The sequence below is a fragment of the Enterobacter cloacae complex sp. 677-3DZ2D5B genome (genome assembly GCF_004136695.1).
Lineage (GTDB): Bacteria > Pseudomonadota > Gammaproteobacteria > Enterobacterales > Enterobacteriaceae > Enterobacter > Enterobacter hormaechei_C.
In genome coordinates, this window is record NZ_QFLS01000007.1 from 142,414 (window position 1) to 162,329 (window position 19,916).

Genomic DNA, 19,916 nt, shown 5'->3' on the forward strand with positions numbered 1-19,916 from the left:
CATACCTGTGTATGTATCACAGAGGCAGATACAGTGTGATACAAACCCAGGTATTAAACGACTAAAGCGAGATTCGGTACCGGACGTAATCGTCGGCTTCACCATAGTGATCATACAGCTTACGCGCAGGATTATTCATGCGGGTTACCCAGTAGAGTTTTGACCACCCTTCCCGCTTGCCTTCATCGATCAGGGCGTCGATAAGCGCTTTACCCGCCCCTGCGCCACGTTCGGCAGCGTCAACAAACAGATCTTCCAGATAGCAAACGGGCGCGGTTGACCAGGTCCCTTCATGCAGGACGCACATGGCGAAGCCGATGACGCGGCCGTCCTTCTCCACGACACGGCAAAACAGAGATGATGAATCTGCGAGCGCCCTGTCCCAGGTGGCCGCGGTAACGGACTCGTCAAGGTAGCACTCATAAAAATGGGTATAGCCATCCCACAGCGGTCGCCATTGTGGGTAATCATCTGTGCATAAAGGACGTACGGTTAGCGTCATCTGTTCTGACCTTACAAATCAATTGCCATTTCAATACAGCGTAAATGCGCGTCGGCCATACGCGAGTAATGCGTATTTTCACCCAGCATGGCAAAACCCACTAGATTTTGCAGCCATGGCGAATCGCTTCGTTACGGACGTGCCAGAGTGTTTCGGCTTCTTCGGGCCTGGCTTTTCTCAGCATCATATAACCCCTTTTATGGATAAACCTGAATAACAAAAGCACGACCAAATAGAATGTGATATTGATGAAAATACCAGAACCCAAACAAAAGCATAACGCTTAATTATGGAGATCAGCGGATGACCATACCCACGCTTACCACCGAGCGCCTGATATTACGCCCCCTGATTGCAGAAGATGCCGTCCAGATCCAGCAACACTATCCGCGCTGGGAGATTGTCCGCTATATGGTGGCTTCAGTCCCCTGGCCCTACCCGGAAAACGGTGCAGAAAATTATGTCAACAACGTTGCACTGCCCGATATGGCCAAAGGGATTGCGTGGTTCTGGACGATTCGCCGTCGCGAAGCGCCTGACGAACTGATGGGGTTGATTTGCCTGTATGACGTGGAGGACAACAATCGGGGCTTCTGGCTCGCGCCGGAATTTCAGGGCCAGGGATATATGCGCGAGGCGAGTATTGCGGCCACGGATTACTGGTTCAATACGCTCAATAAACCGGTGTTGCGCGCGCCGAAAGCGGCTGCAAACAGCCGCTCCCGATGTATTTCAGACAGCAGCGGCATGCGGCTCATCAGGACGGAGAAGAAAGCCTATGTCAGCGGTCTGCTGGATTCGGAGCTGTGGGAAATCACCCGCGACGAGTGGAATGCCCGTCAGGTCAGCTGATAATGCTTATCCGGCATCAGTCTTTCAGGTATGTTCTCTTCATCGTTCATCTGCAACAGATCGCGCTCCATCATGTTGCAGATGGCGTCCAGCGGCAGATCGTTATCTTCCGTCCCAAACGGATCTTCCAGCTCTTCCGCCAGCGTGTCCAGCGAGATAAAGGTGTAGGAAATCAGTGCAGAGACAAAGGGCGTCATGTAATGCAGGTCAACGACCAGCGCAAACGGCAGCATGATGCAGAACAGATACACCGTCCGGTGCAGGATCAGCGTATAGGCAAACGGGACTGGCGTATTGGCGATACGCTCACAGCCAGCCAGCACGATGGACATATCATTCAGGCGGTTGTTGAGGCTGTGAAACAGAATGTCTGAAAGGTGCCCGCTACGCCGCCGCACGGCCAGCCACTCCCCCATGATCAGCAGGATACGGTTCGCCGGCGAGTTGGCGTCCATCACTTTGCGTAAATCGTCTGGAGCCAGATAGCGGGACAGCTGATCGGCATTGGTTTCTCTGCGTAGAGTCATTCGCAGACAGTTAGCAAACGCGATTTGCAGGCGGACAAACTCTCCAAGATGTTTATCATCCGGCAAGGTGTTTTTTACCTCGCGAAACAGCGAGCGCGCCGCTATCATCAACTGCCCCCAAAGCAGACGCGCCTCAACGTAGCGCGAATAACAGGCGTTATTGCGAAACCCCAGGAAGATGGCGATAGCCACACCCAGAATGCTGAACGGCGCGACGGTAAACCGGATACCCAGCGAGGTGTACCACGGCAGCATGACAATCACGGCGATGGAAAGCAGGAAGTTAAGCAGCAGTCGGGTATAAATTTTGGGAAGTACCGAACCATGCCAGACAAAAATCAGTTGCAGCCAGTGCTGTTGAGGACGAACAATCATAATCAGCTTCAGAAAAGTAAAGAGCGCGGCTATTAAACGTGATCCCCCTCACGGTTGCAAGCATGTTAATAGTTCATTGCATTTTCTGACCTGTTAAGCCTGAACCGCACGGTGCCGCAAGTGCTTTCTAAAAAAAGAAAGTATAGTATGTTGTAACTAAATGGGGTCTTTAAAAAACCCGGCAAACGCCGGGCATTATGATTAGCAGAGCGGTTTCACCGCATCGCGCATGCCTTTGCTTAAAATCGCATCCAGATCCAGCGCAACCTGGTCTACCAGTCCGTTAACCAGAGTGAGATCCTGTTCCCAGTGCTCGCTCACGCTTAACACCGACGATACCAGTTCACGGGTAGTGACCTGTTTGTCGTGATGTTGCGTCCACAGCTGCTGGTAACGTTCAAGCCAGTGCGCATCGTCCTGCACCGGATAGCGCTCACCGTTGCGCTCGGCACGGTAAAATGCAATCAGCGCCGCCAGAGCAAAGGTCAGACGTGCTGGCAGTTTGCCGGTCGCCTTCTGCCCTGCCAGCAGTTGCGGCAGAATGCGGGTGCGGTACTTGGTCATCCCGTTCAGTGCAATCGACAGCAGCTGATGCTTAATGTACGGATTACGGAAACGCCCCGTTACGGCACTGGCGAAGGAGTGCAGCTCGTCGCGCGGCAGATCCAGGACCGGAATAATCTCCTCATAAATAGCTTTCTCTACGAACGCGCAAATTTCCGCGTCGTTCATGGCTTCCCCAACCGTATCCAGGCCGGCCTGAAAAGCGACCGGAACCAGCGCCGTGTGCGCGCCGTTGAGGATCGCCACCTTACGCTCTTTATACGGTTTGATATCGTCAACAATCAGGACGTTGAGTGGGTATTTATCCAGGCGCAGTTCAGCTGCAAGTGATTTCGGCCCCTGAATAACAAACAGATAGAAATGTTCCGCCGTGTCGAGGAAGCTGTCGTGATAGTCCAGCCCGGCTTCCAGCTCTGCCACCTCATCACGCGGATAGCCGGTAACAATGCGGTCAACCAGCGTCGAACAGAAAGTGTTAGCATCATTCAGCCACGCAATGAATGCCGCCGGCAGCGCCCACTCCTGTGCATAGCGCAGCACCAGTTCACGCAGGGCATCGCCGTTGTAGTCGATGAGTTCGCAAGGAATGATAATCCAGCCTTTATCCGCTGCCCCGTTAAAGTGGGTAAAGCGCTCGAACAGCAGACGCGTCAGTTTGGCCGGATAGCTGACAGCTGGCGCATCGTCAAACTTATCCCCCGCGTGATAGCTGATGCCCGCCTCCGTGGTATTGGAGAAGACAAACCGTATGTCCGGGTTATGGGCGAGCTTCAGAAATTCATCGTACTGGCTGTAGACGCTGATTTCACGATTTACGGAACGAATAAGACGCGCATCGCTTACCGCTTCTCCCTCCTCATTCAGACCACGAATAATCGTGGTATACAGACCATCCTGGGTGCTCAGCGACGGTGGAAAATCGCTCTGGATCGGCCGCACAATCACCACACCGGCATTGAGATCGGTATGCTCGTTTAAGAGGTCGATTTGCCAGTCAACGAACGCGCGCAGGAAGTTACCTTCGCCAAACTGGATGATACGTTCAGGGTAGCACGCACCGGGAAAATCACGACGGTTGAGAGTGTTCACAATGGAGGTCCTTTATGATTAGTCATACAGCCTGATAAGATTGGTGTGATAACTTATCAAAACTTCAGGACCAGAACCCCTGTCTGGATCAACTCAGGACGCGATGGTGAAAAATATCAAAGAAATTTATAGAACATCGAGGTCGCCGTCATGTCCCCGTTCGGCATCAGGGCGTAGCGTGGGATCTCCCCCGCCTTTTGCCAGCCCGCTCTCTGATAAAACGTCTCCGCGCCGCTGCCGGTCGAGGTATCAAGCACCAGCACCGTAAGCGTTTTTTCACGCGCAACCGCCTCCAGGGCTTCCATCAGCGCCATTGCCGCCCCTTTACGGCGCGCCTTCTCATGAACCAGCAGTTTCGCGACATCTGCACGGTGCGGCTGGTTTTCAGGCTGATCGGTGATCAGCTGGACCGTGCCAACCAGCCCCTGCTCCGCATCAAAACAGCCCAGGACGGTACGCTCGTCGCGCCCGACGCTGTCTGCGACGCCGAGCCAGAAGGTTTGGGCTTTCCCGGCAGAAAAAGGCAGCATAAAGCTGACAGAGGCGCCGCCGTTGACACAGTTGACGAGAATATCGTTCAGGGCATCAATATGGGTGAGGATGTCCTGTCGGGAGAGAGGTTTAATCAGCATGGGAGAGTTCATTGCGCGTCCTTAGGTTGAATCTCTCCACTTTGCTATTAACATTTTTGTAACGCAATAAGCGATGACATAGGATTTCGTTATGTCATTTTTCGCCGTGGTGTTGCCGCTTCATGGCGTACATTTGCGCATCCGCGTGTTTTAACCATGCCTGAATATCGTTGCGGTGATGATCGAACTCGCTCAGCCCCCAGGAGAACTGTAACGACCAGGGATGCAGCTGACGCGCGTTATACTTTTCCGTTTGTTCGACGAGATACTGCATGGCGATCCAGGCGCCAGGCTCATCGGTATCCGCAAACAGCACCGCGAACTCATCTCCCCCGAAACGTACCAGCAGATCGGCCTCGCGGAACGAGGAACGCATCAGGGCGGCCATCGCTTTCAGAGCTTTGTCACCCTCCTGATGTCCGAAGCGATCGTTAATGGTTTTGAAATGGTCCAGATCCAGCCAGCCAAGGGTTAACGGTTCTGCCCGACGCTGCGAAACCGACAGTGCAAACTGCGCAAACTGGTTAAACCCGCGACGGTTAAACAATCCCGTGAGTTCATCGGTCGTGGCGGCGCTAACGGCTGCAAATTCATCCTCCGCCAGCGCGCTGAGATCGGCCAGTACGGCGGCATCCGCCGCGGTAAACTCCCGCGGCGCGTAATCAATGAGACACAACGATCCTACGCACGCCCCGTCGCGTAAACGCAGCGGGAAACCGGCATAAAAGCGCACGCCCGGACCTCCCGCCACCTGCGGATTATCCGCGAAGCGTTCGTCCAGGAGCGTGTCACTCACCACCAGCGGCGCGTCACCCAGGATCGTATGACCGCAAAACGAGAGGTCGCGAGGCTGGCTGGCGAGTGCCCGGCCGTCAGCAGATTTCACGATCGCGGCGTGGTCATCCACCAGCGTAATCATCGCCAGCGGCACCCTGAAAAAGCGTGTTGCCAGCCGCGTAAGACGATCAAACGCGGGATAATTGTCGATCTCAAGCAGACCGGATTCGCGCAGCGCATTCATGCGCTCCGCTTCATTAACGGGAATTTGAGGTGCCTTCATAACGTCTCCTGACGCTGAGCATTAGTAAAAGCGTAGCTTAAACAGAGACATTGTCAGTTCAGGAGGCACGATTTACCTCTATGACCAGCCAATGATGGATTACGTTGACGATATACTGTTGTTGCTGCGCACTCAGCGGCACGCCCTGCGGAATAGCGTGCCACTTAGCCAGACAGCCCCGACAGCAGGTTGCCGTGGCATGCTGGGCGATAAAAACCGGATGGCCGCGCATCGGCGTCTGCTTACCGTCATTCACCGGGTGTGCAGGCGCCAGCCGCGCGGCGACAAAATCGGCGGCATGCTTATCGATAGTCTCTGCGCCCTTATCCCAGCAGTATTGCCGCTCTTTCGTCCCTAAATGAAATCGTGAACGAAACGTGGAGCGAGCCAGGCGCGCGAACAGAGGATCTAACGTGGACATCAGTATACGGACCGTCCAAGACGTTTGGTCAGCTGTTCCAGCGCCGCTACGCCCGCCAGTGAATTTCCGGTCTCGTCCAGTTCCGGGCTCCAGACGGCAATCGCCATCTCGTGGGGGACAATCGCCACGACCCCACCGCCAACGCCGGATTTAGCCGGCAGCCCCACGCGCCAGGCAAACTCACCGGCATTCTGATACATTCCGCTGGTTGCCATTAAGGCGTTGATCTGCCGGGCCTGCATCGGGGAGACAACGTCCTCGCCCAGATGAGGGGCATGGCCCTGATGCGCCAGAAACAGAAAAGTCTGCGCCAGTTCAACGCAGTTCATCTTCAGCGCGCAGTAATGAAAATAGTTTTGCAGCACCGTGGCAACGTCATTATGAAAGTTGCCGAAGGACTTCATCAGCCAGGCGATGGCGGCGTTACGTGCAGAGTGTTCAAACTCAGAGCGCGCTACCACCGGATCGTAGGCGATGTCCTGCACGCCGGAAAGCTGCCGCACAATCTGTAGCATCCGCTGACGCGGCGCGCTCAGCCGGCTTTGCAGCATATCGCACACCACCAGCGCCCCGGCGTTAATAAATGGGTTACGCGGCTTACCCTGTTCGATTTCCAGCTGAAGAAGGGAGTTAAACGGCTGACCGGACGGATCTTTGCCCACCCGCTGCCAGATCTCCTGCTCGTCATACTGGCGCATGGCGGCAACGAGGCTAAGCACTTTTGAGATCGACTGAATGGAAAATCGCTCCAGCGCGTCTCCCGCCTGAAAACGCTGCCCGTCGACAGTACAAATGGCGATGCCGAGCTTATTACCGCTGATCGACGCCAGCGCGGGAATGTAATCGGCAACCTTACCCTGCCCCAATAACGGACGAACCTGCGCCAGAATCTCGTCCAGCATCTCATTATGGATGACCGCAGCCACACTTTGCTCCTTGCCCTCAGGCTAAAACGGGCTGCGAGTATAACAGAGGCTTATACGTCACGTCAGGCAGGGAGACGAAAACGCGAGACGGCCTGCAACAAAAGATCGGACTGTTGATGCAGGCGCTCAGAGGCATTTGACGCTTCGCTAACCAGCACATCAGTCTGACGTGATACCTGATTCAGCGCCTGAAGTTGGCGCGTCATCTGATGGATGCTATCCCCCTGATTCAGGGTGGCCAAGGAAATATCATTCAGCAGGCTGCTCAGATTCGCCACCAGCCCGGTGACCTGTTGCAAATTCTCTTCCAGACGGTTTACCACCTGAGATCCTTCCTCAATGCCCTGAAGCGAGTGGTTAATCAGCGCCTGGATGGTTTGCGTAGAGTGACTGCTTTTTCTGGCCAGCAACCCCACTTCCCGGGCGACCACCGCAAATCCGCGCCCCTGCTCTCCTGCATGGGCGGCTTCAATGGCAGCATTGAGGGCGAGAATGTTGGTCTGAAACGCCACGCTGTCGATCATCGCGACGATCCCGCGCATCTCTGAGGATCGGTCGACGATCGTCTGCATCGAGCCATTCACCGCCGCCATCATTTGCTCCCCGCCTACGGCAGCCTGTCGGGCCTCATCCGCGCGCGAGCGGGCGAGTTTTGCATAACCTGTGTTCCCCTCAACGTGGGTTTCGAGATCGGCGATATGCGCGGTCACCTCCTCCAGCTCTTTGGCTTGTCGCGTAGACTGCTGATAAAGCTTCTGATTCCCCTGCGCAAGTGACCCAATATTTTCAACCATGGCGGTAGTGGCCTCGCTGACCTGAGCCACCAGCTGCTGTAGCCCAAGCTGCATGGCGGTAATACTGCCGCAGAGCTGGCTGATTTCACGGTTAAAGCGCACAACGTCAGGCGGCGTGCCTGACAAATCCCCTGCCGCAAGCTGGTTAATATGGATAATCAGGCGGCGTAGCGGGGAGATCACCCACTTCGCCATTCCGAACCAGACGGCTATGGCAATGGCCAGCAGCACCAGCGGCGCAAACAGGAACAGCCGTTGCAGGCCTGAGAGTTGTTCCATGAGCGACTGACGCCCCTGTATCGCCTGCTTCTCACTCCGTTGCTGATAGCGTGCAAAGTTGTCATTAAAATCGGTCTGAAAGGCCTGGGCGGGTACGGCAAAAAAGAGGTCGATGCTGTTGGTTTTCACCAGCCCTTCCGCCTGCTCGCTAATGGCACCGAAGAATAGCTGATAGCTGTTAACAAGCCCCTCGTCCTGCGGAGGATTAAGCGCGAGCCATGCTTGCCATGCCTGTTGAGACGCCGCCAGGGATTTTTGCGCCTCGTCCATCAGGCTATGCCAGCTCCCTTCCGAACCGGTCTCTTTATCCTGCATAAAGTACACGCCGGAGCGGTTGAGCAGATCGCTCGCCGCAAGCAGCGAAATACGGGCCTGATCCAGCCTGCTCTGTTGCTGCCAGGCCAGCTGATTGCGCTGTTCGTTACGCTGGGCTTGATTCAGGGAGGCGGTCAGCAGGAAGGAGGAAGAGAGTTGCAGGGCAGAGAAAAGGCCAATAATACAAAAGATGCCGGTCAGCAGGCCAAACTGACGAGGAATAAAGCGCGGCGCAAGACGGCGAAAAATTTGCGTTAGGTTCATAATTTTCTTCTGTAACAATACGTTAGGCGCGAGCGAGTCTACGAAACGAAAATGACAGAACCATTACGCAAAAATGACAGGAAACGTGAATTGCCGGGTAGCGGCCTGGCCTTACCCGGCAACAATATTAGATGCGGTCCTTCCACACCGTCTGCACATTACAGAACTCATGCAGACCGAAATGAGATAGCTCTCGCCCGAAGCCGCTCTTCTTCACTCCGCCAAAGGCAACGCGCGCATCGCTTGCGCTATAGCCGTTGATAAAGACTCCGCCGCACTCCAGCTCGCGAGAGAAGGTTTCAGCCAGCGCATCGTTCGCGGTAAAGACCGTCGCCGATAAGCCAAAATCGCTGTCGTTAGCCAGCTGCAACGCGTGCGCCGCATCATTGGCGACGGTAATCGCGGCCACCGGGCCAAACAGCTCCTGACGGAAGGCCGTCATCTGTGGGGTGACGCCGCCGAGTACGGTTGGCGCATAATAGTTACCGCTCCCGGCAAGCTTCTCTCCGCCGAGCAGCAGGGTCGCCCCTTCCGCCAGCGTAGCCTGCACCTGCTGATGCAGTTCATCGCGAAGATCAAATCGCGCCATCGGGCCAATATAGTTATCTTCTTCATCCGGTGCGCCCATCTTCAGCGCCTTGACCGCGTCAACAAAGCGTTGGGTAAAGGCGTCCGCTACGCCCGCTTCCACAATAAAGCGTTTTGCCGCCGCACAAACCTGTCCGGTATTCTGATAACGTCCGGCCACCGCCGCGTTGACGGCCAGATCAAGATCCGCATCGTTCAGAACGATAAACGGATCGGAACCGCCCAGCTCCAGCACGCATTTCTTCAGCGCCGCGCCCGCCTGCGCGCCAATTGCCGCACCAGCCCGAACGCTGCCGGTTACGGTCACCGCCGCGATACGCCGATCGTTAATCGCCTGGCTGACGCCGTCATTCGTCGCGTTCACCCAGCCAAAGACCCCCTCCGGGAAACCGGCATCCGCGAATACCTTCCCGATCAGCTCCGCCGAGCCGAGCACATTAGGCGCATGTTTAAGCAGATAGCTGTTCCCTGCCAGCAGGATCGGCACCGCACCGCGCAGCACCTGCCAGAGCGGGAAGTTCCACGGCATCACCGCAAGAATAGGTCCCAGCGGACGGTACTCAATCACCGCATTTTCGACCTGGGTTGATTCCGGGTGCAGCATCGACGGGCCGTGTTCAGCGTACCAGTCGCAAAGGCTGGCGGACTTAGCCACCTCCGCACGCGCCTGCACAATGGGCTTGCCCATCTCCCGGGAGATAGTCTGCGCCATCTCTTCCGCACGACTACGCAGCGCCGCACCCAGATCGCGAAGTTTTTGCGCCCGGTGCGCCACGCTTTCGCGTCGCCATTGACGAAAACCGGTATCCGCCTGTGCAATGGCACGCTCAACGTCACGGGACGTTGCCCACGGGTAAGCAGCCAGCGTTTCGCCGGTAGCCGGGTTGACAGAGTGGGCATGGGTAGCAGATGAATACATCATGATGTCCTCCACGTAATAACAGTTGATTGATTGTGGCCTACTCTGCTATTTCTTAAAAATGAATAATACTCACCACCTTATTCACGAATCGAGAACGGCATGGACTTAACACAGCTTGAGATGTTTAACGCCGTCGCACTGACCGGCAGCATTACCCAGGCGGCGCAGAAGGTACACCGGGTGCCCTCAAACCTCACCACCCGCATCCGACAGCTAGAAGCGGATCTCGGCGTGGAGCTGTTTATTCGCGAGAATCAGCGCCTGCGGCTTTCCCCCGCCGGGCACAATTTTTTGCGCTACAGCAAACAGATCCTGGCGCTGGTCGACGAAGCGCGAATGGTCGTCGCCGGGGATGAACCGCAGGGATTATTCTCGCTCGGCGCGCTGGAAAGTACCGCCGCCGTACGCATTCCGGAAAGTCTGGCGCGGTTTAACCAGCGCTATCCGCGCATTCAGTTTGCGTTATCCACCGGGCCTTCCGGTACGATGATTGACGGCGTGCTTGAAGGGACGCTTAGTGCCGCCTTTGTCGACGGGCCGCTCTCGCACCCGGAACTGGAAGGAATGCCGGTTTACCGGGAAGAGATGATGCTGGTCACCCCTGCGGGCCACGCGGAAGTGTCAAAAGCCACGCAGGTGAGCGGCAGCGACGTGTATGCCTTTCGCGCCAACTGTTCTTACCGGCGTCATCTGGAGAGCTGGTTCCATGCCGACCGCGTAACGCCGGGAAGGATCCATGAGATGGAGTCCTACCACGGGATGCTCGCCTGTGTGATTGCCGGGGCAGGCATTGCGCTGATGCCCCGCTCCATGCTGGAGAGCATGCCGGGGCATCATCAGGTGGCGGCGTGGCCGCTGGCGGAAAACTGGCGCTGGCTCACCACCTGGCTGGTGTGGCGACGCGGGGCGATGACTCGCCAGCTGGAGGCATTTATCGCGCTGCTGAACGAGCGTCAGCCACCTGCGCCCAGTTGTTAAAGTTGAACGTAGTCCTGGAGTCGAAGGAAAATTTTTCCCTTCATATACAGCGTGGCCTGCCCGCCAATCAGCACGCGGTCGCCTTTCAGCTCGCAGCGCAGATCCCCGCCGCGCAAGGAGACCTGGCGGGCCGACATCTGCGTTTTACCAAGCTTTTCGCTCCAGTACGGGATCAGCATGCTGTGAGCTGATCCCGTCACCGGATCCTCCGGCACCCCTTCCCCCGGGCAGAAGAAGCGGCTGACGAAATCATACTCATCTCCCGGCGCTGTAACGCAGACCATTTTCCCCAGCGGGAGCATGGCAGTGATATCCGGCGTCAGCGCCTCCACCTGCCGCTGGCTGTCGAGCACCACCATGTAGTCACGCCCCACACGGACCTCGTTTGTCGCGTTAATGCCCAGCGCGCTGAACAGCACTGGGGGTGGAGTATCGACAACCTCGGTTGACCACGCCGGGAAATTAAGCGTCAGCCAGTCGCCGCTGCGTTGTACCGTCAGTTCGCCGACAAAGCGCGTGGTGAAGGTGATTTCCGTATGCGGATAATCCAGGTATTCAAAAATAACGTGAGAAGCCGCGAGGGTTGCGTGGCCACAGAGGTTAATTTCATCCTGCGTGGTAAACCAGCGCAGTTCAAACCCGTTATCCGTTCGGACAAAAAACGCCGTCTCTGACTGATTATGCTGCTTCGCCATCTTCAGCAGCGTCTCATCCGGTAGCCACGCTTCCAGCGGACACACCGCCGCCGCATTGCCGCCGAACGCCCTGTCGCTGAAGGCATCTACCAGATAAAAATCAATTTCCTGCATCATTTGTTCCTCTTAGATTTATTCAGCGCAGAAATACTGTGCCCTTCAGATACAGCGCCGCCTGCCCGCCCATCCGCACGCGGTCGCCCTTGAGTTCGCAGCGTACGTCTCCTCCACGGGCGGAAACCTGGCGGGCAAACATCTGTGTTTTGCCAAGCTGTTCACTCCAGTAAGGGATCAGCATGGTGTGCGCGGAGCCGGTGACAGGATCTTCCGGCACGGCCACGCCCGGCGAGAAGAAACGACTGATAAAGTCGTATTCTCCTTCGTCCCGGGCGGTGACGGCCACTTTATGCTCCCCCGGCGTCATGGCGGAGAAATCCGGATTAATGGCTTCCACCTGCTCGCGGCTCTCCAGTACCAGCACCCAGGCGCGGCCTTTTCGCGCCTCGACGTAGCGGGTGATACCGAGTGCGGTGAGCAACTCCGGTGGCGGCGTCTGTGCCTGCGTCGGGCAGGCCGGGAAGTCCAGCGTCATCCAGTCACCTTCACGGCTGACGGTCAGGCGACCAGAGGCAGTGTCAAAATGAAGGCGTGAGTCCGGATAATCCAGTTCGTTAAACAGAATATACGCCGCGGCAAGCGTCGCGTGACCACACAGATTAACCTCGGTTAGCGTGGTGAACCAGCGCAACTCGATCCCCCCTTTGGTACACACAAAAAACGCGGTTTCCGACTGGTTATGCTGTTGTGCCATCCGCAGTAACGTCTCATCCGGTAGCCACGCGTCGAGGGGGCACACCGCCGCCGGGTTGCCGCCAAAGGAGGACGCGCTGAACGCATCTACCAGATAAAAATCAATCTCCTGCATTGTGTTACCGCCTGTTTTTGTTGTGTTGTTCTTTATCTTCAATGAAAACAACCGCGTTCGCTACCGCTGCATGAAGGTAAATTTTGTGATTCATATCACATAACGGTTGAGTTTTCGCCGTTTAAGGCTTTAAGATCGTCTCCTCATCTTTCAGGCAACGAATCCCAGATATCCCTATGACAACACACACGGTTTCCCGCAGGGTCGCGTGGCTACGCGTGGTCACGCTCGCCATCGCAGCGTTTATTTTCAACACCACGGAATTTGTTCCGGTTGGGCTGCTGTCCGACATTGCAGCCAGCTTCCATATGGAAACGGCACAGGTTGGCATTATGCTGACCATCTATGCATGGGGGGTAGCGCTGATGTCGCTGCCGTTTATGCTGCTGACCAGCCAGATGGAACGTCGTAAGCTGCTGATTGGGCTGTTTGTGGTGTTCATTGCCAGCCATGTGCTGTCATTTATGGCATGGAACTTCACCGTGCTGGTCATCAGCCGCGTCGGCATCGCGTTTGCCCATGCCGTTTTCTGGTCGATCACCGCATCGCTCGCCATTCGTCTGGCCCCGGCGGGGAAACGCGCCCAGGCGCTGAGCCTGATTGCCACCGGAACGGCGCTGGCGATGGTGTTAGGCCTGCCGATCGGGCGCATTGTGGGTCAATACTTCGGCTGGCGCACCACCTTCTTTGCCATCGGCATGGGGGCGCTGATCACCCTGGTGTGTCTGATCAAACTGCTGCCAAAACTGCCCAGCGAACACTCCGGCTCGCTGAAAAGTCTTCCGCTGCTGATGCGTCGACCGGCGCTGATGAGCATCTATTTGCTGACCGTGATTGTGGTGACCGCCCATTACACGGCCTACAGCTATATTGAGCCGTTTGTTCAGGTTGTGGCGGGCTTTAGCGCTAACTTTGCCACCGTTCTGCTGCTGATCCTGGGCGGCGCGGGGATTATCGGCAGCATCCTGTTCGGGAAGCTGGGCAATCAGCATGCGTCTGCGCTTGTAAGCAGTGCGATTGGCCTGCTGCTGGCATGTCTGCTGTTACTGATGCCTGCGGCAGGCAGCGAGAGTCATCTGGCGATCCTCAGTCTGTTCTGGGGCGTGGCGATCATGATTATTGGTCTGGGAATGCAGGTCAAAGTGCTGGCGCTGGCCCCGGACGCCACGGACGTAGCGATGTCGCTCTTCTCCGGGATTTTTAATCTGGGGATTGGCGCCGGTGCGCTGGTGGGAAATCAGATCAGCCTGCATGTATCGATGTCGGCCATTGGCTATCTCGGGGCGATTCCGGCGCTGATCGCGCTGATCTGGTCGGTGCTTATCTTCCGTAAATGGCCGGTCGCGATGGAAGAGCAGTCCAGCCACGGTTGACGTTTGTTATGCCGGGTGGCTCTGCGCTTACCCGGCAACGTTCTCAATGATACGTCTTAACAATCTCCAGCACGCCGTTAATAATAAACTGCACGCCCATACAGACCAGCAGGAAGCCCATCAGACGGGAGATAGCCTCAATCCCCCCCTTGCCCACCCAGCGCATAATCGCCCCGGAACTGCGCAATGACCCCCAGACAATAATGGCAATAAGCGCAAAAATGATCGGCGGCGCAACGGTGATAACCCAGTGCGGAAATGTCGACCCATCACGCACCGTTGAGGCGGAACTGATGATCATCGCAATCGTTCCCGGCCCTGCCGTGCTCGGCATGGCTAACGGCACAAACGCGATGTTGGCGCTCGGTTCGCTTTCAAGCTCCTCCGATTTGCTTTTGGCTTCCGGGGATTCGTGCGCTTTGTGCGCCGGGAACAGCATCCGGAAACCAATAAAGGCCACGATCAGCCCGCCAGCGATACGCAGACCGGGAATCGAAATACCAAAGGTATTCATCACCAGTTGCCCGGCGTAATAAGCCACCATCATTATGGCAAAGACATACACAGAGGCCATCATCGACTGCTGATTGCGCTCCGTGCTGTTCATGTTCCCCGCCAGCCCCAGAAAAAGCGCCACCGTCGTTAACGGGTTCGCTAGCGGCAGCAACACCACCAGCCCAAGTCCCACTGCTTTAATCAAATCCAACATAATGCACCGCAGTCCTTATCCTTATTCAACATCGCAATTATAGGGGCAAATCCTCGTCCGTAGCCATCCGCGCAGCGTAACCATAATTGTCTCTCGTAATTCATAACCCCAGATTATCTGTATGATTTAAAAGCGTACAGAATGAGTTCCTGAAGCGTTTTAGCATTTCGTGGCATCGGCCGATTCATTCAGTTGACTTATACTTGCCTGAGCAATAATATCTGCCGTGACTAAACTACTTGCCAGGGCAACCATTGTGAAAAGCACCAGTGACCTCTTTAACGACATAATCCCACTGGGTCGTCTTATTCATATGGTTAATCAGAAAAAAGATCGCCTGCTCAATGACTATCTGTCACCGCTGGATATCACCGCAACACAGTTTAAAGTGCTGTGTTCCATTCGCTGCGAAGTGTGTATCACGCCGGTTGAGCTGAAAAAGGTGCTCTCTGTCGATCTGGGTGCGTTAACCCGCATGCTGGATCGTCTCGTCTGTAAAGGATGGGTAGAACGAAGCCCTAACCCAAATGACAAACGTGGCGTACTGGTGAAACTGACCAGCGATGGCGCGGCCATGTGTGAGCAATGTCATCAATTAGTAGGACAAACACTGCACCAGGAACTGACAAAAAACTTATCGGCAGATGAAGTGGCAACGCTTGAGCTCTTACTCAAGAAAATCCTGCCGTAAACAGAAAAAGAGGTATGACGATGTCCAGACGCAATACTGACGCTATCACCATTCATAGCATTTTGGACTGGATCGAAGATAACCTGGAATCTCCGCTCTCCCTTGAGAAAGTGTCTGAGCGTTCAGGTTACTCAAAATGGCACCTGCAACGGATGTTTAAAAAAGAGACCGGCCATTCATTAGGACAATATATTCGCAGCCGCAAGCTGACGGAGATTGCCCAAAAACTGAAAGAAAGCAATGAGCCGATCCTCTATCTGGCGGAACGTTACGGATTTGAATCGCAACAAACCCTGACGCGTACGTTCAAGAACTACTTTGACGTGCCGCCTCATAAGTACCGTATTACCAGTATGCCGGGTGAATCCCGTTATCTGTATCCGCTTAAACATTGCAGTTAATCATCGCCTGTTAAGACGTAACCGAGGAAATCATGAAATTTATCGCCTCCGCCGTCCTCACCTTGCTGGTGCTGGTTTCCGGCCAGAGCTTCGCGGAGCAAACCCCCAGTGCGGGTCAGCAAAATAATCGCGACACCATGATTATGCCGTCCACGCAAAACCAGTCGCCCTGGGACTTCAATCACATGGGCGCTGGCAGCGACAAATCCGACGAATTAGGCGTGCCGTATTACAACCACGACCTGTAATTCGTTTTTGCCCCGCTAATGCGGGGCTTTTTTCTGCCTTAACCCTGCACCCGCGTCGCCCGACGCACCCGCAAGCCAAAGACGTTGATATACAGCCCGGCCATAATCAGCCCTGCGCCACACAGTTGCAGCGCGCCGAGCGTTTCATCCAGCAACAGTGCGGCGCTGGCAAGCCCGACCACCGGTACCAGCAGCGATAACGGCGCCACGCGCCAGGTTTCATAGCGTCCGAGCAGCGATCCCCAGATACCATAGCCAATGATTGAGGCAACGAACGCCAGGTAGATTAGCGACAAAATAGTCGTCAGGTCGATTTCCACCAGGCTTTTCAGCATCGCCTGCGGCCCCTCCAGAATAAACGACGCGGCCATAAACGGTACGATGGGGATCAACGCGCTCCAGACCACCAGCGATAAGACCGCCGGACGCGCCTCGTGCTGCATTATCAGCTTGTTAAAGATATTGCCGCACGCCCAGCTCAGACCCGCCGCCAGGGTGAGCATAAAGCCCAGCAGCGCGACATGCTGACCGTTGAGGCTGCCTTCAATCAGCACCAGCACGCCAAAGACCGCAAGGCTAATGCCCGCCAGCTGTTTGCCCTGCAAGCGTTCGCCAAAGACAAACGCGCCGAGAATGATGGTAAAGAACGCCTGCACCTGAAGCACCAGCGAAGCCAGGCCCGCAGGCATACCGAATTTAATAGCGCAAAAAAGAAACGCAAACTGACCAAAGCTGATGGTGAGGCCGTAGCCCAGCAGCAGCTTGAGGGGAATTTTCGGGCGGGCGACGAACAGCAGCGCCGGAAACGCCACCAGCAGGAAGCGCAGACCCGCCAGCATCAGTGGAGGCATGTTGTGCAACCCCATTTTGATGACCACAAAATTGAGTCCCCACACCACGACAACCAGCAACGCTAACAGCCCGTCTTTCCGCGTCATTTTCCGCCCCTGAAATATTAAAATTTTGTAAACACTTCAAGGTAACAGAAAAAATAGCCCCGCGAGAAGATCATTAATTCTGGTACTGAAGAGAAGCACTTGCGGATAAATTGGGTGCTATACAAGCTGCCGATCCCATGATAATCCTGTAATAACACAACAAAAAAAGCATAAGCATTTGTCGGGCAGGAAAATGAAACCATCAATCAGGCGCTCAACCGCAGCGCTGCTGGCATCGTCATTGTTATTAACAATTGGCCGCGGGGCAACGCTGCCCTTTATGACCATATATCTTACACGCGTGTACGATATGAGCGTGGAGAATATTGGCTATGCCCTTACCGTGGCGTTGACCATTGGCGTGGTGTTTAGCCTGGGGTTTGGCATCCTGGCGGATAAATTCGACAAAAAACGCTATATGCTGATCGCCATCGTCGCCTTTATCGCCGGGTTTGTGGCCATTCCGCTGGTGAATAACGTGACGCTGGTAGTGCTGTTCTTTGCCCTGATTAACTGCGCCTATTCCGTCTTCTCAACGGTGCTGAAAGCATGGTTTGCCGACGTGCTGACCTCCAGCGAAAAGGCGCGCGTTTTCTCACTCAACTACAGTTTCCTGAACATCGGCTGGACGATCGGGCCGCCGATCGGCACCCTGCTTGTGATGTACAGCCTGCAACTGCCGTTCTGGCTGGCGGCCTTCTGCGCCGCACTGCCGCTCGGGTTTATCCATTTCTTTGTGCAGAAAAGCATAGCCTCGGACAGCCCTGAGGAGAAAATGCCATGGCAACCCTCGGTGCTGCTGAAAGACCGGGCGCTGTTCTGGTACACGCTTTCCGGGCTGCTGGCGTCGTATGTGGGTGGATCGTTTGCCACCTGCATTTCCCAGTATGTCCTCGCTGCACATGCGGACAGTGATTTCGCAGAAAAGGTGGTGGCCGTTGTGCTGCCCGTCAACGCGGCGGTGGTCGTCACCCTGCAATATGCGCTTGGACGGAAGATCACCGCCAGCAATATCCGTCCGCTAATGACCGCCGCGACGCTTTTTTTCATCCTCGGGCTGGGGGGGTTTATGCTTTCCGGCGAGAACCTGATTTACTGGGGGATCGCGGCAGCGATTTTCACCCTGGGTGAGATTATTTATGCACCGGGTGAATACATGCTGATCGACAATATCGCCCCGCCGGGCATGAAGGCGAGCTACTTCTCCGCACAAGCGCTGGGCTGGCTGGGCGCGGCGGCGAACCCGATGATCACCGGGCTCATCCTGACCCATCTGCCGCACTGGTCATTATTTATCATTATGATGGCCGCCATCATTGCGGCCTGGCTGATGATATTGCGCGGGATGCGCGTGAAAAGTGAAGATAGCGTGTCGAGTAGCGCTGCGCTTACCCGACCTGGAAAACCCTAATCCCAGGCCGGGTAAGGCGAAGCCGTCCCCCGGCAAAACCAACACCTTAGTGGTGCAACATCTCCTCCACCACCTGCTCCTTGTACATCTCATTCGGGTAGTAGGTCGGCCAGTTATCCATCTCTTTCAGCAGCGCCTCGTGGGAGGTGTTGCCCATAAAGATATGGAAGTGTGAAGAGGCTTTCGGCCCGATGATATGGTCGCTGAACTGCACAAACTTAGGCGCCTCGCTCGCGTTATCCTTGCACTCAAACAGGTAGCGCACACCTTTTTTCCCCGACGCATAGGTCAGAATTTTGTAGCCGCTGTAGTCGTAGCGGCAGCTGCTCACCGTTTTGCCTCGGTGGAATTCCATCACGTTGTTTTCAATGCCGATGGCGTCCACGTCCGTCGCGTAACCCTTGCGGTAGTAGGCCTTCACCTCGGCAGCAGATTTTTCTCCCTTCTGCGCTTTCTTTTCGAAAACCGGATCCAGCGAACCATCAAGCAGGAACGGGTAAATAGACTGCCAGGTTCCGTCCCAGTCAGACAGCTTCCTGTCCCTGACGTCTTTATCCTCAAAGACGCCGTTTGCCGCCTTCTGTTCCGCCTCCGTCATCTGATGACCGTGCGAATGGGCAAAAAGCGAGCCGCTTACCAGCAGCGTTCCCAAAGTCAGCGCAATTTTTCCAGGTTGTGCAGCCACAGCAAAATCCTCATTCCGTTTTATAAGAATAGGGATGTTATATTATAACATTTCAGATCGCAACCAGCCCGCGAACGCCCTCCCGCTCCATATTCTCCCCGCGCCCCTGCTGGACGATGCTGCCGCGCGACATCACCAGATAGCTGTCGGCCAGCTCTGCCGCAAAATCATAAAACTGCTCCACCAGCAGGATCGCCATATCCCCCCGGTTCGCCAGGCTGCGGATCACCTGCCCAATCTCTTTGATCACCGACGGCTGAATCCCTTCCGTGGGTTCATCCAGAATCAGTAACCGTGGACGGCTCGCCAGCGCGCGACCAATCGCCAGCTGCTGCTGCTGACCACCGGAAAGATCGCCTCCGCGTCGGTGCTTCATCTCCTTCAGCACCGGGAAAAGCTGCCAAATCTCCTCCGGTACGCTCCTGGCGTTTCCCGCGGAGAAGCGCGACAGCCCCATCAGCAGGTTTTCTTCTACGGTCAGACGCGGAAAAATCTCCCGCCCCTGCGGAACATACGCCACGCCGGACTGTACCCGCTGGTGCGGTTTACTGTGAGTGATGCTCTTTCCCTGCCAGACCACCTCCCCGGCTTTCACCGGGATCAGCCCCATCAGGCACCTCAGCAGCGTGGTTTTGCCCACCCCGTTGCGCCCCAGCAGGCAGGTCACTTCCCCGACGACCGCCTCAAAGCTCACCCCGCGCAGAATATGACTTCCGCCGTAGTACTGATTCAGTTCGCTAACCTGTAACATC

At 55.8% G+C, this 19,916-nt stretch carries 22 protein-coding genes; 7 read left to right on the plus strand and 15 right to left on the minus strand.

Annotated features, from left to right (window positions below; all coding sequences use genetic code 11):
- Window positions 1-61: 61 nt before the first annotated feature.
- Entirely contained in the window at window positions 62-502 is a 441-nt protein-coding gene (locus DD597_RS11960) for a GNAT family N-acetyltransferase (protein WP_003857152.1), read from the minus strand.
- Window positions 503-805: 303 nt separating this feature from the next.
- Between DD597_RS11960 and DD597_RS11970 the strand changes: the two genes are divergently transcribed.
- The gene (locus tag DD597_RS11970; protein ID WP_023314155.1) at window positions 806-1,354 is read left to right on the plus strand and encodes a GNAT family N-acetyltransferase; all 549 of its coding nucleotides are present in this window, start codon (window positions 806-808) and stop codon (window positions 1,352-1,354) included.
- Here the strand turns inward: DD597_RS11970 and DD597_RS11975 are convergent.
- From DD597_RS11975 to sad, 8 genes are all read right to left on the minus strand, one after another.
- Window positions 1,342-2,256, minus strand: a complete 915-nt coding sequence (locus tag DD597_RS11975; RefSeq protein WP_003857155.1) for a bestrophin family protein — start codon at window positions 2,254-2,256, stop codon at window positions 1,342-1,344. The two genes, DD597_RS11970 and DD597_RS11975, sit on opposite strands and share 13 nt — an antisense overlap.
- A gap of 201 nt (window positions 2,257-2,457) precedes the next feature.
- A complete protein-coding gene (locus DD597_RS11980; protein ID WP_123060511.1) occupies window positions 2,458-3,909 on the minus strand; it encodes a tagaturonate reductase in 1,452 nt (483 codons plus the stop codon).
- Window positions 3,910-4,025: 116 nt separating this feature from the next.
- A complete protein-coding gene (locus DD597_RS11985) occupies window positions 4,026-4,553 on the minus strand; it encodes a GNAT family N-acetyltransferase (protein ID WP_123060512.1) in 528 nt (175 codons plus the stop codon).
- Between the two features lie 82 nt (window positions 4,554-4,635).
- The gene (locus tag DD597_RS11990; RefSeq protein ID WP_003857161.1) at window positions 4,636-5,601 is read right to left on the minus strand and encodes a sensor domain-containing diguanylate cyclase; all 966 of its coding nucleotides are present in this window, start codon (window positions 5,599-5,601) and stop codon (window positions 4,636-4,638) included.
- A gap of 58 nt (window positions 5,602-5,659) precedes the next feature.
- On the minus strand, window positions 5,660-6,022 hold the full coding sequence (locus DD597_RS11995; RefSeq protein WP_003857163.1) for a DUF4186 domain-containing protein: 363 nt from the start codon (window positions 6,020-6,022) through the stop codon (window positions 5,660-5,662).
- A complete protein-coding gene (gene glsB / locus DD597_RS12000; RefSeq protein ID WP_003857165.1) occupies window positions 6,022-6,948 on the minus strand; it encodes a glutaminase B in 927 nt (308 codons plus the stop codon). The genes DD597_RS11995 and glsB overlap by 1 nt, the downstream gene beginning before the upstream one ends.
- Window positions 6,949-7,010: 62 nt before the next feature.
- The gene (locus DD597_RS12005; RefSeq protein WP_048244070.1) at window positions 7,011-8,600 is read right to left on the minus strand and encodes a methyl-accepting chemotaxis protein; all 1,590 of its coding nucleotides are present in this window, start codon (window positions 8,598-8,600) and stop codon (window positions 7,011-7,013) included.
- 127 nt (window positions 8,601-8,727) lie between these two features.
- A complete protein-coding gene (gene sad, locus DD597_RS12010) occupies window positions 8,728-10,110 on the minus strand; it encodes a succinate-semialdehyde dehydrogenase (RefSeq protein ID WP_129256217.1) in 1,383 nt (460 codons plus the stop codon).
- Between the two features lie 99 nt (window positions 10,111-10,209).
- On the opposite strand from sad, the gene DD597_RS12015 reads away from it, so the two are divergent.
- Window positions 10,210-11,088 (plus strand): LysR family transcriptional regulator, encoded by an 879-nt coding sequence (locus tag DD597_RS12015; protein ID WP_017382364.1) that lies wholly within the window; start codon window positions 10,210-10,212, stop codon window positions 11,086-11,088.
- Here DD597_RS12015 and DD597_RS12020 read toward each other — a convergent pair.
- Entirely contained in the window at window positions 11,085-11,897 is an 813-nt protein-coding gene (locus DD597_RS12020) for a PhzF family phenazine biosynthesis protein (RefSeq protein ID WP_003857174.1), read from the minus strand. The two genes, DD597_RS12015 and DD597_RS12020, sit on opposite strands and share 4 nt — an antisense overlap.
- Window positions 11,898-11,919: 22 nt before the next feature.
- Complete coding sequence (locus tag DD597_RS12025) at window positions 11,920-12,708, minus strand: PhzF family phenazine biosynthesis protein (protein WP_045342938.1); 789 nt, start codon at window positions 12,706-12,708, stop codon at window positions 11,920-11,922.
- A gap of 176 nt (window positions 12,709-12,884) precedes the next feature.
- Here DD597_RS12025 and DD597_RS12030 point away from each other — a divergent pair, with 176 nt between their 5' ends.
- On the plus strand, window positions 12,885-14,081 hold the full coding sequence (locus tag DD597_RS12030) for a sugar transporter (RefSeq protein WP_063944717.1): 1,197 nt from the start codon (window positions 12,885-12,887) through the stop codon (window positions 14,079-14,081).
- 43 nt (window positions 14,082-14,124) lie between these two features.
- Here DD597_RS12030 and DD597_RS12035 read toward each other — a convergent pair whose 3' ends face one another.
- A complete protein-coding gene (locus tag DD597_RS12035; protein ID WP_023324645.1) occupies window positions 14,125-14,790 on the minus strand; it encodes a MarC family NAAT transporter in 666 nt (221 codons plus the stop codon).
- 256 nt (window positions 14,791-15,046) lie between these two features.
- Between DD597_RS12035 and marR the strand changes: the two genes are divergently transcribed.
- The 3 genes from marR to marB are packed head-to-tail and all read left to right on the plus strand — an operon-like array spanning window position 15,047 to window position 16,130.
- Complete coding sequence (gene marR / locus DD597_RS12040; protein ID WP_023314145.1) at window positions 15,047-15,481, plus strand: multiple antibiotic resistance transcriptional regulator MarR; 435 nt, start codon at window positions 15,047-15,049, stop codon at window positions 15,479-15,481.
- A gap of 20 nt (window positions 15,482-15,501) precedes the next feature.
- On the plus strand, window positions 15,502-15,882 hold the full coding sequence (gene marA / locus DD597_RS12045; protein WP_001303241.1) for an MDR efflux pump AcrAB transcriptional activator MarA: 381 nt from the start codon (window positions 15,502-15,504) through the stop codon (window positions 15,880-15,882).
- Window positions 15,883-15,914: 32 nt separating this feature from the next.
- Window positions 15,915-16,130: a multiple antibiotic resistance protein MarB gene (marB, locus tag DD597_RS12050; RefSeq protein ID WP_048240814.1), complete on the plus strand. Its 216-nt coding sequence runs from the start codon at window positions 15,915-15,917 to the stop codon at window positions 16,128-16,130.
- A gap of 38 nt (window positions 16,131-16,168) precedes the next feature.
- On the opposite strand, the gene eamA is transcribed toward marB, so the two are convergent.
- Window positions 16,169-17,068: an O-acetylserine/cysteine exporter gene (eamA, locus tag DD597_RS12055; RefSeq protein WP_129256218.1), complete on the minus strand. Its 900-nt coding sequence runs from the start codon at window positions 17,066-17,068 to the stop codon at window positions 16,169-16,171.
- Window positions 17,069-17,261: 193 nt separating this feature from the next.
- Here eamA and ydeE point away from each other — a divergent pair, with 193 nt between their 5' ends.
- Window positions 17,262-18,479 (plus strand): efflux MFS transporter YdeE, encoded by a 1,218-nt coding sequence (ydeE, locus tag DD597_RS12060; RefSeq protein ID WP_023324643.1) that lies wholly within the window; start codon window positions 17,262-17,264, stop codon window positions 18,477-18,479.
- Between the two features lie 46 nt (window positions 18,480-18,525).
- Here ydeE and zinT read toward each other — a convergent pair whose 3' ends face one another.
- The gene (zinT, locus tag DD597_RS12065) at window positions 18,526-19,164 is read right to left on the minus strand and encodes a metal-binding protein ZinT (protein WP_129256219.1); all 639 of its coding nucleotides are present in this window, start codon (window positions 19,162-19,164) and stop codon (window positions 18,526-18,528) included.
- 52 nt (window positions 19,165-19,216) lie between these two features.
- On the minus strand, window positions 19,217-19,915 hold the full coding sequence (gene urtE / locus DD597_RS12070) for an urea ABC transporter ATP-binding subunit UrtE (protein ID WP_058647864.1): 699 nt from the start codon (window positions 19,913-19,915) through the stop codon (window positions 19,217-19,219).
- Between the last annotated feature and the right edge of the window lies 1 nt (window position 19,916).